Consider the following 12418-nt stretch of genomic DNA (forward strand, 5'->3'; position numbering starts at 1 on the left):
CATACACAGACGGGTTTTTAATTGGTACAAATATAAGTTATGTGGGCATAGTACCGCTTGTGATTAAATGACGTGGAGAGAGTAGCGAATCTCTCATGCTGAAACGATACATGTGCTTCCGGTACTGATAGTTAGAGGGCTCGGTCGAGATTGTGGATGAGGCACGCAAGGCCGAGTTCTCGAAATTGCTTCCACCAGCGTCGTGAACGGACGAACGCACCGTATTTACGCTTGAGTCGAAAGTTCACCGTTTCGCTCTGGTACCGTTGGACGTAGAGGTCTGAATCCAGCCGAGTGTTCCACGCTTTTTACAGTGATGAGAACTCACGGTGTTTGATGAGTGGCCGAATCCTGTTCTCGCAGGCCGTTGCTCGAATCTGCTGATCGTCGTAGCCTTTGTCTCCAAGAAGAACATCAACTTCAGCCGTGTTGCGGTTGATGAGTGAAGGTGCGATCTGTGTATCGTGCTTGCGGGTCGTTGTAATGTGGAGATCAAGGACAGCGTTCGCTCTGGTATCGACTAAGAGTGTGACTTTCAGTTGCTGAATCGTCAGCCTCGTTGAATACCGAGAAGGGACCCACGATTTCAAATGGACCAACGATAGCTAGTAACGAAAATTAGTACAGCGGGATGACTTCATTTGTTGCACGATCAAACCAGTAAATTATCGATTCACTATCTGTGTCTGCTGATCAATCTATCTTCAGATGTGGTTCGTACCCTTCCTGAATACTAATCCACTTGTTCCATCCTGCTTTTATTCCTTGTTCTTGTGAGAACCCCTTCAAATGATCAGCCAATTTCTCTGGCTCATCCCAATGAGAATATCGGCTGTAGATCGGCCTTGTGAATCAGTTATGAACGGTCGATCGAGCTCGATCAACACCGAATATCTCGAGAGCTCGAACAGTATTCGAAAGCAAGAGTCCAGCAAGATGAAGCTGAATACTGAGCTTCATCACCAGTCGCGGTGTTGCTTCTCGCTCCACAAAATCCAAGTCGAACTGGCCGATACTAGGAGTGAGACGTGCGTTTTCGGGCGTGAATTACTCAGAAAACGCACGTCTCACTCCTTCAACCTTATCTGAACACCACCACTCGCACCGATCAAGACTCGGCTTCTTTGTCGACTGGTGTGACGACTGCAGGATCGAAAACCTCAACGACATCACCGCCCGGGATCTCCACGAGTACCGTGTCTGGCGACGGAAGGATCTCAACGTTACCAGCGAGAAGACTCAGATGGACACGCTCCGTGTCTTCTTCGAGTGGTGCGAGACCATTGACGCCGTCCAACCTGGACTATTCAAGAAGATCAAGTCGCCCGTGATCCCCGACGGCGGGAGCGTCGACGATACGGTCATCCATACCGATGAGGCCAACGAGATCCTCGAGCATCTCGGACGGTACGAGTACGCCACGGTCGAGCACATGGTCTGGCTCATCCTGGCCAAGACGGGCATGCGAATGGGCGCAGCCCACGCGCTCGACGTCAAAGACTATCGCCCCGGCGAGGAGCAGCCACACCTGAGTATCGTTCACCGGCCGGAGACCGCCACTCCCATCAAGAACGGACGGAAGGGGGAACGCCCGGTCAGTATCGAGCCCGACGCCTGCGAGATCGTCGACGATTATCTCGAGCAGCGACGACCGGACGTGACGGACGAGCACGGACACGACCCGCTGCTCGCATCTCAACAGGGGCGTCTCTCCAAGTCAACTATTCGGAGATACGTCTACAAGTGGTCTCGTCCGTGTGCAGCCGGTCAGCGGTGCCCTCACGATCGGAATCCGGAGGAATGTGAGGCTGCGACCGACCTCGACCAGGCGTCGAAGTGTCCGTCCAGCGTGACGCCACATCCGATTCGACGCGGGTACATCACTCGACTCCTGCAGGCTGGTGTGCCCGTGGACGTCGTGAGCGATCGGTGTAACGTCTCACCAGCTGTCATCGAGGAGCACTACGACGTGCGAACCGAGGACGAGAAGATGCGACAACGGCACCAGGTCCTCCGAGAGACGCTGGGTAACGCCGATACTTAGTCTTCTATGATTGCAACCCCTACACCACCGGTGGATTTATGACTCCTAGTGAGCGACCTAGAGGTATGACCCTCGAAGACAACATCCGAGAATTAGAGCAGCGTCTCGGAATGAGCCGGAGCGAGGAAGTGGAAGAGACCGGCCGGACCGTCGCTCGTCTTCAGGACTGATGCTCATCCGAGCTCTTTGAGTTCGTCCGCGAACTCGTGTTTTGTGAGTCCGTCAGTATCGAGTAACTCGGTCATCCCCGCACGTCGAACGGCTTCCTCAGTAAATCTGATCCACAATTCTTCGTGCCGTTCTGCGTACCGTCTCCACCGCTCACTTCGCTGGAGATCTAACTCGTACTTCTCGAGAGGGATTTCGATATCGTGCTTTCGCACGAGCACGTCGCAACCGAACTCCTCGAGATACTTGAACCGGCCACCTTTTCGCCGAACCGTCAACAGTCGCTTGGATTCGTTAATGTAGTCGTTTACCCACTCCATCCAATCGTACTCGTCAGATCCATCGGGCTGTATCGCCGTCTCCGGCATCGAGAAATCTGGATTGACTCGTCTGAGGTAGAGCTGGCTCATCCCGATACCCGTTCGATGGTTCGCGTTGGGAAGCGCGTGCTTGAGGATCAAGTTCGATACCAGTCGCCCCGCCACTTCGACCGCTGTTCCGTTCCAATCGACCTGGTTGAGCGCGGGTTCGATTTCTTCGGCCGCGATGTCTTTGTACGCCTGTACTTGCTTCCCTTCTTCCTCGTAGTTCCCCTCCAGAACGTTTCTGAAGACGTCGATCAGCCTGGTCGCGATTACGCTGTTCGCCGACTCCATCGAGTCGATGTATTCGACGAGATCGTAGTCGATTTCGTCCGCAGCCCCGCTCGCCCCGGACGCGGTATAGACGACATAGACGGTACGATCTAACTCGTACGCCTCGACCTTGACCGATTTGTGTCCCTCGTACCCGACCACGCGTTCCCCTACGTCCTCCAGATCAGGGCTGACGAAATCCACCGAGAACTGTTTGTCCAGTTCGTGGTGGTAGCGGACTCGGTTTACCATCTGGTTACTGGCTATACGTGCCCTCCCTAGTAATCACAACGATCCATAACTGTCTATGACGCCAGTGCGTCTTCGGAACGGCACGATCGGTTAGCTGTCGGATCGACCCTACAGTTCACGATCGAGATGGCTCCGACCGTCCTCAGCGAAAGACGAGAGTAGTTTTTTGAAGATGTGCTTCAGATGTTATCCAGATACTGCCGACGTTGTTCCATCTTCTCCTTTTTCGTCCGCTGGTCGTAGTGCTTCTCGATCACCTTAGTGCTCACGTTGGCCCGATCGCTGACGGCCGTCTCCGGGACATCGCTCGTCAGGTGGTGCGTGATGTTGCCGCGCCGGATCGCGTGCGGACTAACGCTCGACGGACACTTCGAGAGGTGATCGGCTCGAGTCGCTTCGCAGTCGTCCGGATCCCGTCCGTGCGGACACTCCTATCCGTACTGACACGGCTGCGTATACCGGTAAGCGTACGCTCGAATCGCCGACTTCGATGTCCGCCCCTGCAACGTCGTAGGAGCGGTTCACGATCGTGCTCGTCGGTCACGTCTGGCCGACGGTCTCGAAGCCAGTCGTCGAGGAGCATACACAACTGGCCGGAGAGTCCGACGAGACGCTCGCCGCGAGTGCCGTTTTTGATCGGCGTCCCCTCGTCGGGCCGGTGAACGACCGCTACGTACTGATCCTCGGACGAGTAATCGTCCACATCAAGCGCGTGGGCCACGCCCATTCGCATCATCGTGTGCCACAGCAACGCCATCGTCACGTGGGGGAGTGAGGCGTACTCGTAGCGCTCGAAATAGCCAAGTGCCGCCTCGGCGTCCTCGCTATCGAGCATCACTTCCCGGACGTTGTCGCCCGGGCGCAGGTCCGGCGACTGGATCTTAACATGGAGCTCCGGATCGACTGCGTCGATGGTTCCGAGCCACCTGACGAACACCCGGAGGGTGTCCATCTGCGTCTTTAGGGAGACCTTCGAGAGGTCGCCGTTGTTTCGGCGCCAGAGTCGGTACTCGTGGATCTTCCGTCCCGTCAGCTCGTTCAGGTTGGTGATCTCCCGGTCGTCGCACCATCTGATGAAGTAGCCGAGACGCGACCGGTGCGACCGAAGCGTCGCGACCGCAACTTCCGTCTCTTTCTGGTCAAGGTACAATTCGAGCGCGGTCTCAGGATCGATTGGTTCGAGTGTCATGGTTCGCTCGGATGCGAACCTCACGATGCCTACAAATCGAGATATTGAACGGTGGTCTAGGCGGTTGTATCTGCGAGAAACCGGTGTCTTACCATTCTTCTCGCAATCTGATCTATTTCCTGCAGCGCCCATGATTTTATACACTGCAGTAATGCCAGAAATCGATAGACGGCGTCGACTTTCCGCCCATTTCAGCCACCGCACGCCATGCGCTGCATTTCGTGAGGCCACCGCACGATCTCTCCTCGAACCGGTGTCTGTAGGTATCGGGGCTGATCGCAGGAGCGTCTCACTGACGACTTTGACGTATTTGCGAGCGTATTCGAGCGCGCCAGCTATGTCGTCTAGTCCGTGACGATCGATGTCGCCGGGCTGGCGATCGCCTCAACCAACTTCAGTGTGATCCAAACTATTTTCATAGTGTGCAAATAGTTGCAGAACATGCAAACCACGAAAGTCCTCTTCGATTTCCCGTTTCCGGAGGAGCGAATTTTCCGGTACCAGGCGATGCAGGATATCCTTCACCACCTCGCGAACAATCCCTTCGAAGAGTTCACACAGCAGGAACTCGCATCGATCACAGGTGCGGACGTATCGTCGATTTCGCGTTCGGTCGACCTTCTCGACAAACTTGGTGTGATCGCAGTAAGTGAACAACGCCCCGCCCGCATTACGATCGACATGGATCATCTTCAGCGCCCGGATCCCGTTTTCATGATACCACAGTCCGAATTTCGCAAGCCAGTCCAAGCCTATCTCGATGAACTCGAGACGTGCATCCGGGAAAGCGATGAACTCGACGAACTTGCTGAAGCCGTTCTCTTTGGGAGCGTCGCTCGCGGAACAGCAGACCGCCGAAGTGACATCGATCTCCTCATCATCGTTGACGGCGACCTCACCTACGGACGGCGTATTTGCACGTCCCTCGCGCGTGACATCGAGGAGCAATCGTTCGATGGCCACCGGTACGAGTTCGAGGTCCTTGTCGAAACGCCGGACACCGCCGTCTCTCACGGAGGAGAACTGAAAGAGATCTTCGACGAAGGGCTGGTGCTCGACCGTTCCGACCAACTACAGAAGCTCCGGCAGAACATCTACACCTCGTCAGGAGGTGGTGCGTAGAGATGCCGATTAACCACGACGACATCGAGCCGGAGCTGTCGAACGCACGGGAAACGTTCCGTCGTGGTGGGCAAACTCCCGAGGAGGGATTAGACGTCTCGAGCGCCGACCTTCTCCAACTTCGAAAGGCATGTCGACTGCTCTCCGGAGCAGAGCGATTACTCGAAGACGAATATTATACGCTCGCGATCGAGGCCGCCTTTATATCGATCGAACGAACGCTGCTCTTCTGGCTGCTTACCGAGGGGCACCACGATCCATCCCAGCCGCCACAATCACACACCACCGCGATCAACCGAAGCGCCGAAGTTGGATTCCTCACCGACGAGGTTGCGACCGAACTCGAAGATCTCTGGAACGAAAACCGGGCGCACACGTACTACCAGGACGGGATGACCACAGATGATCGTGCAGATGCCATGGTCGCGCTCACTAACGAGATCCATTCACAGATCGTCAACCTCGTTGGGCAGTCTCACGAATGTATCTGTGAGTGATTTCGGCGAAAATACGACGAGAGATAGAATCAACTACAGATCACCACAGCCAGGATGTCGTGGTATAATCTGTCCAGGTACTCTCTCCGCTGTTCCATTTTCTTTCCCTGTGCGTTGGTCGTAGTGCATCTCGATTACCTACTCGGAGACGGTTGCTCGATCGCCGACTGCCTTCATCGGCCAGTCTTGTTGGATCGGGCGCGTGATCTCACCGCGACAAAGTGCATGTGGGCTCTTGCTCGATGGACACTCCGAAACACGTTCGTATTCAGTCGCTGGATAGTCGTCGATCTCACGTTCATGTGGACACTCTCCAGTCCGAATGCATGGCCGCGTATACCGATACTAGTCTCCTCGAAACGTCGTGACGACAGCTACCGAGATAGCTGCGAGGAACGTGGGGTATCTCAACGCCTTTGTGCGTCGATCCCTCGAACGGGCGTATGACCGAGCGCAGCGGCTTCGATCCCGACCGTCGAACCGTTCTCGGAACGACGGCCGGGGTACTCGCGGTCGGCGCGGCCGGCTGTACCGCCCTCGAGGACGACACCCATCCGCAACTCGAGGAGCTCGACGTCGGTGCCCTCCAGGAGACGGTCGCCGAGCAGTCCGAGGCCGGCGACGGTGCGGTGACGCTGGGGGTCGGGTTCGCCGATGACAACCTCCCGATCACGAGCGAGCTCTACGAGCCGAACCCGGCGGCCGAGATCAGCGACACCGAGCAGTACGACACCCAGGAGCTGTCGGAGATCGACCTCCTCGAGGAGCCCACCGAGGAGCTGCCGACGATCGATACCGACGAGATCGAGCTGTACGCCCTCGAGCTGTCGCCGGGCGAAACCCGAACGATGGGGCTGACGGTCCGCAGCGACGAGGACGTCGGCTTCGACGCCCATCTCCCCGAAGGGGAGCCGTACGACCCCGACGATGGGCTCGTGCTCAACTGCTACTGTATCGACGAGGTGTGGAACGTCCCGGCGGACGGAACCTGGACCCGCGTGATCGAGATCGGACTCGAGGACGGGATCGAGGATCCGGAATCGGCTGCGATGGTGTACGGCGTCTTCGAGGAGTAGTCGGCTACTCGGGTTCGTCCTCGATCAACACGACGGCCTCGCCGTCGACGACACGGTCATCCTCGGAGTCGACGGTCGTTCGGAGCCGGTACCGACCGCCGCCTAACTCCTCGACGATCTCGCAGTCGGCAGTGATCGTTGAGCCGATCTCGACAGGTCCCTGGAACTCGAGGTCTTGGGAGAGATACACCGTCAGCCCGGGGAACCGAGCGAGCGCCGCGCTGATGGCGCCGGCGACGAGGGTTCCGTGGGCGATCGAGCCTCCGAAGCGGGTCTCCTCGGCGAACTCCTCCTCGAGGTGGAGGCGATTGGTGTCGCCCGAGACCTGCGCGAAGGCGGCGACGTCCGCGTCGTCGACGGACTTGGTGAACTGTACGGTGTCGCCGACCGACAGCTCCGCGAGACTGTCGGTCGAGCGTTCGGTTGTCCAATCGGTGTCGCCGTAGCTGACTTCCGGCACCGCGGGTTCGGTTCCGCTCGACTCGTCGGCGGACTGTAGCCCCATCGCGGCCAGCATCGCGCTGTTGGCCTCGGCGTAGCTGTTGATGACGTGGCGCGAGATGGTTGCCCAGCGTTCCGGAGTCGGTACGACGTCGGTTGCGTCGGTGGGGATCGAGTTCGAGCTCATGGGGTTTCGGCCGTAGCTTGCGTGTGTGTACCATCCCCACCCTCTTGACAGCACTGCTTACCACTCCGAGGTCGAGACGGTCACGCGATCAGTACCCTCGCTCCTCGAGGAAGGCCGCGGCGGCCTCGTTGAACGCCGTCGGGCGGTCCTGGTTGACGAGGTGACCCGAGTTCTCGAGTTCGAGCCACGCGCCGTCCTCGACCTCGGCGGCGATCTCGCGGCTCTGCCGTTTGACCGGGGGTGCCTCCTGGTCGCCGTGGACGACGAGCGTCGGCGTCTCGACGTGGCTCAGTTCGGGCGGGTCGAACCGGTAGAGCGCGTTGAAAATCTTCCGGTACTCGGCGGAATCGACCTCACCGACGGCCTCCATCGCTGTCTCTCGGACTTCGGGCTCGACCGAGAGCCACCGCTGACCCGTCGTCGCCCGGATCGAGGTCAGCATCGAGCGAAACGTCGCCTCGGGCCCGGTCATCGATAGCGAGGCCGTAAGCGCGGGCATCGGTGAGAGCAGCGGCTTCGCTCCGGGCGGGAGTTCGACGGGTGGCATCGATCGAACGGCCCCGCCGAGAATCGCGCCCGCCGCGCGGTCGGGGTGGCGGTCGAGGTAGTTCTGGACGACCATCGAACCCAGCGAGAGCCCACAGAGTACCGGTTCCTCGAGGTCGAGGTGATCGAGCAGCGCCTCGAGGTCGTCGGTAAAGAGGTCGATCGAGTACTCGTCGACGTCGGTCACGCCGGTGTTGCCGTGACCGCGCACGTCGAGGGTGATCGGGCGGTGTGTCGAGTCGAACCGGTCGACCTGGGGCTGCCAGGCGCGGCCGTTCTGCCAGCCGCCGTGGACGAACACTAGCGGCGAGCCGTCGCCGCAACTGTCGTACCACAGCGTCGCGTCGTCGAGCGAGAGTTCTGCCATGGTCCGTTCTGTGCTCCCTCGGTTATAGGCCTGTCTCCAAATCGCTACGTATCGCGGGCCGACGACTGCGGCCCGACTCTCGGGTCGGCGACGGCTACTCGCGGCCGGAACCCACCCACCGATCCCAGAAGCTATCGAACTCCGCGTCGTCCTCGGTGAGACGTTCCCACTGGGCGAGACCGCGTTCCTCACGGGTACCGGGAATGGTGTTGTCGAGGACGAGCGCAGCCAGTCCGCCGACGGCCATCCCCGTCGAGCCGATGATAAACACCGAATCGACGAGCGCCTGTGCGGTCGCCTCGATCCAGACCGCAGCCGCGGTATCGGCGACGAGGTCGGCCTCGATCAGCGGAGCGATCGTCGACGCGAGATCGATCGCCTCCCGGAACGCGATCGGGTCCGCGAAGTTCGCCATATACTCGGGGATCGCGAGGCCGACGAACAGCGCGAAGCCGACGACGAACACGTTCCGCGAGGACTCGAGGTCGACGTGTCTCAGGTTCGCGATCCCGACGGCGACGATCTGGGCGAACATCGCGACGAACAGCCCGCCGACGATCGGATCGGGGATCGTCGCGATCAGCTGGCCGAAGTAGCCGATAAAGCCCGCGACGATCATAACCGCGGCGCCGATCTGGACGACGTACCGCGAGGCCACGCCCGTGAGCCCGATCGCGCCGACGTTCTCGGAGTAGGAGGTCGACCCGCCGGTCCCCATCACGCCCGAGAAGACGTTCATCAGCCCCTCCATACCGATTCCGTGGTTGATCCGTCGCTCGCTTGGTGCCGCCGACCCGGTCAGGTTCGCCACCGCGTAGTAGTCGCCGATGCTCTCGACGATCGAAGCGAGGACGCCCGCGAACATCCCCACGATAAATGCGGTCGTGAACTCGGGGACGCCCCACTGCAGCGGGTGGATCGGCAACAGCGGGTCGACGTCGGTGACGTCGCCGAGCGGGACGTGACCCGGGTGGCCGCCGCCGAGGACGCCGGTCGCCGAGAGGGCCGCGGCGACGACCCAGGCGATGCCGATCGCCAGCAGGACGGGATACAGTCTGAACGCCCGGTGTCTGAGCTCGAGGTACTGCGAGAACAGCAGGATCAGCCCCAGGGTAAACCCCAGTAGCAGCCAGCTCTGGTCGGTAGCGGTGATCTGGTCGGCGTCGAACAGCGCCAGGCCGATCAGGGCGATCGTCGGCGCGATGACGACCGGAGAGAGGTAGCGACGGAGCTTCCCGACCAGGCCGAAGTACCCCATCGCGACCTGGACCGCCGCGGCGACGATGATCGCTCCCTGAAGCTGGAGCAACGCGGCCTGCCAGTCGGGCTGGCCCTGGACGCCGCCCGCGGTCACGACCGCGATGACCGCAAGCGCCGGCGCGAGCATCGAGAAGGGCGCCCCCTGGACGATCGGGTACCGGTTCCCGAAGGTCGTCTGGGCCAGCGTCGCGATCCCCGAGACGACGAAGAACGTCCCGATGAACTGGGCCGTGACGTCCTCGGGCATCCCCATCGCTCCGGCCAGAATCAGCGGCACCGCGATGTTGGCGCCGACCATCGTCAGGTAGTGCTGGATTCCGAGCACCGTCGACTCGCCAAGCGGCGGTCGGTCCTCGATCCCGTACTCGATCCCCTCGGCCCGCTCCCGGTCGACCGCGTCGTCGTCGGTCATCCGTCTCTGTTGGATAACGCGGCAGCCGGCTCAAATGGGTATTGATCCGGATCGTCCGACTCCTTCGGTCGGAAGCCTGTCACGCGGTCTGCCGTACACGCCCCTCGAAACGAGCTCAGAGACGGTCACGGATATGCCGTCGCTGACCGACGGCGACCCGTCTCACTCCTCGCCGATCGGCTCGACGCGGAATACGTAATCGTCGTACGCCCCGTCGAGATTCGTCGGGCTCTCCTCGTCGGTGTGGGTCCGACAGAGGGCCGCCTCGGCCTCGACGGCACCTTTCCCGGTCTCCTCCTGGTAGCGCTCGAGGACGACGAACGCCGCGGGCTCGTCGCAGTCGCGCCGGTGGCACTCGCCGTCGGTCGCTGTCTCCTCACTCATACGGTCCCCTTGTGGGGAGGCGACAAAACGCTGTGGTCGTCGCTCGAGCGGAAGCGTCCCGGAGGTCACTCCTCGTCGTCCTGCTCGTGGAGGATCGTCGACACGGTGTCCGAGACCTCCTCGAGGGCGACCGCGTTCGTCTTCCGGAGATCGCCGTCCTGTGCCTCACTGAGGTGTCGGACCGCCTCCCGAAGGTGGTGCTCGGTCTCCTCGTTTCCGTTCTCGGTCATGGGGACCAGCAGCGGGCGTACGAACCTGAAGCTGTTAAGCTCGTCGCCGATCGACTCCGGACTGCGTCGGTTGTGTACGGCGTTCCGTGGCGCCCACTCGACGCGACGACGCGAGCGTCCTCGCGCTCCCACCTCCCTCGCCACCGACGGATTCAAGTCTGGTTGCGGTAACGCAATCATAATGATCCGAGGCGAACGACCGACGCGCCGTTCGGGGGCCGAGCGATGAAGGGGTTCGTCCTCGGCGGCGTCAGCTCCGGCGTCGGCAAGACCGTCGCGACGCTGTCGGTGATCCGGGCCCTCGAGGACGCGGGCCACGACGTCCAGCCCGCGAAGGCGGGGCCGGACTTCATCGATCCGAGCCACCACGAGGCAGTCGCGGGACGGCCCTCCCGCACGCTCGACCTGTGGCTCTGCGGCGAGGACGGCCTCCGCCGGAACTACCGTCGCGGCGAGGGCGACGTCTGTGTCGTCGAGGGCGTGATGGGACTGTACGACGGCGACGGCTCGAGTACGGCGATGGTCGCCGAGGCGCTCGACGTTCCCGTCGTCCTCGTCGTCGACGCCAGCGCGGGGATGGAAAGCGTCGCCGCGACGGCCCTCGGCTTTCGCGAGTACGCCGACCGGATCGGCCGCGACGTCGAGGTCGCGGGGATCGTCGCCCAGCGGGCCCACGGTGGTCGCCACGAGCAGGGGATCCGGGACGCGTTGCCCGCCGACCTCGAGTACTTCGGTCGGATCCCGCCGAGAGACGACCTCGAGATCCCCGACCGCCACCTGGGACTCGAGATGGGCGAGGAGGCGACGCTGCCCCGTGCGGCGCTGCGGGAGGCCGCCGAAACCCTCGAACCGGAACAGCTGGCCGCGGTCGCCAGCGAGCCTCCCGCGCCGGCGTCCTCGCCGGAACGTCCATCGCGCCCAAGAGCCGTCGACGCTCGCGTCGCGATCGCCAGCGACGCGGCCTTCTGTTTTCGGTACCCCGCGACGATCGAACGCTTTCGCGAGCGCGCGGAGCTGGTGACGTTCTCCCCGGTCGCCGACGATCCGGTTCCCGACTGCGACGGCGTCTACCTCCCCGGCGGCTACCCCGAACTCCACGCGACGGAACTTGCGGGCGGCGACACCCTCTCGGAGCTCGGCGAGCGAGCCAGCGAGGGGCTTCCCGTCTTCGGGGAGTGTGGCGGGCTGATGGCCATGTCGCGGTCGCTGACGACCGCCGACGGCGAGCGCGCCGAGATGGCCGGGATTCTGCCGGCGGACGTGACGATGCACGACCGCTACCGGGCGCTCGACCACGTCGAGCTCGAGGCGATCGACGGCACCCTGACCGCCCGCGCCGGCGAGTCAATCCGAGGCCACGAGTTCCACTACTCGAGCGCCGACGTCGACGGCGACGCCCGCTTTGCCTTCGAGACGGTCCGGGGTGAGGGAATCGACGGCGAGCGCGACGGCCTCGTCGAACACGAGTCGCTCGGCACCTACGCCCATGTCCACCCCGAGAGCGGGGCGTTCGACCGGTTCCTCGAACTGCTCGGGGACTGAGACCGATCGGTATCTCGTCGGACGCGTCGCCGTCCTCGGACCGTCCTGTCGTTTGATGACAATTGA

Annotated in this window: 11 protein-coding genes and 3 pseudogenes; 5 read left to right on the top strand and 9 right to left on the bottom strand. The window is 61.5% G+C overall.

What is annotated here, in order from left to right; translation table 11 throughout:
- Positions 1-131: 131 nt before the first annotated feature.
- Together NATOC_RS20920 and NATOC_RS20925 are read right to left on the bottom strand one after the other, a co-directional pair.
- A pseudogene (locus NATOC_RS20920) lies at positions 132-557 on the bottom strand (transposase); the annotation flags it as partial.
- A 272-nt stretch (positions 558-829) separates the two neighbouring features.
- Positions 830-1014, bottom strand: a pseudogene (locus NATOC_RS20925) (IS6 family transposase); the annotation flags it as partial.
- 229 nt (positions 1015-1243) lie between these two features.
- Between NATOC_RS20925 and NATOC_RS05200 the strand changes: the two are divergent.
- Entirely contained in the window at positions 1244-2044 is an 801-nt protein-coding gene (locus tag NATOC_RS05200; RefSeq protein ID WP_245549684.1) for a tyrosine-type recombinase/integrase, read from the top strand.
- A gap of 173 nt (positions 2045-2217) precedes the next feature.
- On the opposite strand, the gene NATOC_RS05205 is transcribed toward NATOC_RS05200, so the two are convergent.
- Together NATOC_RS05205 and NATOC_RS05210 are read right to left on the bottom strand one after the other, a co-directional pair.
- On the bottom strand, positions 2218-3099 hold the full coding sequence (locus NATOC_RS05205; protein ID WP_015320377.1) for a hypothetical protein: 882 nt from the start codon (positions 3097-3099) through the stop codon (positions 2218-2220).
- Positions 3100-3278: 179 nt separating this feature from the next.
- Positions 3279-4288: pseudogene (locus NATOC_RS05210) on the bottom strand (tyrosine-type recombinase/integrase).
- 441 nt (positions 4289-4729) lie between these two features.
- On the opposite strand from NATOC_RS05210, the gene NATOC_RS05215 reads away from it, so the two are divergent.
- From NATOC_RS05215 to NATOC_RS05225, 3 genes are all read left to right on the top strand, one after another.
- Entirely contained in the window at positions 4730-5410 is a 681-nt protein-coding gene (locus NATOC_RS05215) for a nucleotidyltransferase domain-containing protein (RefSeq protein WP_015320378.1), read from the top strand.
- Between the two features lie 2 nt (positions 5411-5412).
- On the top strand, positions 5413-5907 hold the full coding sequence (locus NATOC_RS05220) for a hypothetical protein (protein ID WP_015320379.1): 495 nt from the start codon (positions 5413-5415) through the stop codon (positions 5905-5907).
- A 443-nt stretch (positions 5908-6350) separates the two neighbouring features.
- The gene (locus tag NATOC_RS05225) at positions 6351-6983 is read left to right on the top strand and encodes a hypothetical protein (protein WP_015320380.1); all 633 of its coding nucleotides are present in this window, start codon (positions 6351-6353) and stop codon (positions 6981-6983) included.
- A 4-nt stretch (positions 6984-6987) separates the two neighbouring features.
- On the opposite strand, the gene NATOC_RS05230 is transcribed toward NATOC_RS05225, so the two are convergent.
- The 5 genes from NATOC_RS05230 to NATOC_RS22230 all read right to left on the bottom strand — a co-directional run bounded on the left by NATOC_RS05230 (position 6988) and on the right by NATOC_RS22230 (position 10810).
- On the bottom strand, positions 6988-7611 hold the full coding sequence (locus NATOC_RS05230) for a MaoC family dehydratase (RefSeq protein WP_015320381.1): 624 nt from the start codon (positions 7609-7611) through the stop codon (positions 6988-6990).
- Between the two features lie 88 nt (positions 7612-7699).
- Positions 7700-8524, bottom strand: a complete 825-nt coding sequence (locus NATOC_RS05235) for an alpha/beta fold hydrolase (RefSeq protein ID WP_015320382.1) — start codon at positions 8522-8524, stop codon at positions 7700-7702.
- Between the two features lie 94 nt (positions 8525-8618).
- The gene (locus NATOC_RS05240; protein ID WP_015320383.1) at positions 8619-10196 is read right to left on the bottom strand and encodes a uracil-xanthine permease family protein; all 1578 of its coding nucleotides are present in this window, start codon (positions 10194-10196) and stop codon (positions 8619-8621) included.
- 162 nt (positions 10197-10358) lie between these two features.
- Positions 10359-10580 carry a hypothetical protein gene (locus tag NATOC_RS05245; protein ID WP_015320384.1) on the bottom strand — a complete coding sequence of 74 codons (222 nt, stop codon included), beginning with the start codon at positions 10578-10580 and terminating at the stop codon, positions 10359-10361.
- A 65-nt stretch (positions 10581-10645) separates the two neighbouring features.
- A complete protein-coding gene (locus NATOC_RS22230; protein ID WP_015320385.1) occupies positions 10646-10810 on the bottom strand; it encodes a hypothetical protein in 165 nt (54 codons plus the stop codon).
- Positions 10811-11035: 225 nt separating this feature from the next.
- On the opposite strand from NATOC_RS22230, the gene NATOC_RS05255 reads away from it, so the two are divergent.
- Positions 11036-12352, top strand: coding sequence for a cobyrinic acid a,c-diamide synthase (locus NATOC_RS05255; RefSeq protein WP_015320386.1), 1317 nt, complete (start codon positions 11036-11038; stop codon positions 12350-12352).
- Positions 12353-12418: the final 66 nt, after the last annotated feature.

It is taken from the genome of Natronococcus occultus SP4, from assembly GCF_000328685.1.
Classification (GTDB): domain Archaea; phylum Halobacteriota; class Halobacteria; order Halobacteriales; family Natrialbaceae; genus Natronococcus; species Natronococcus occultus.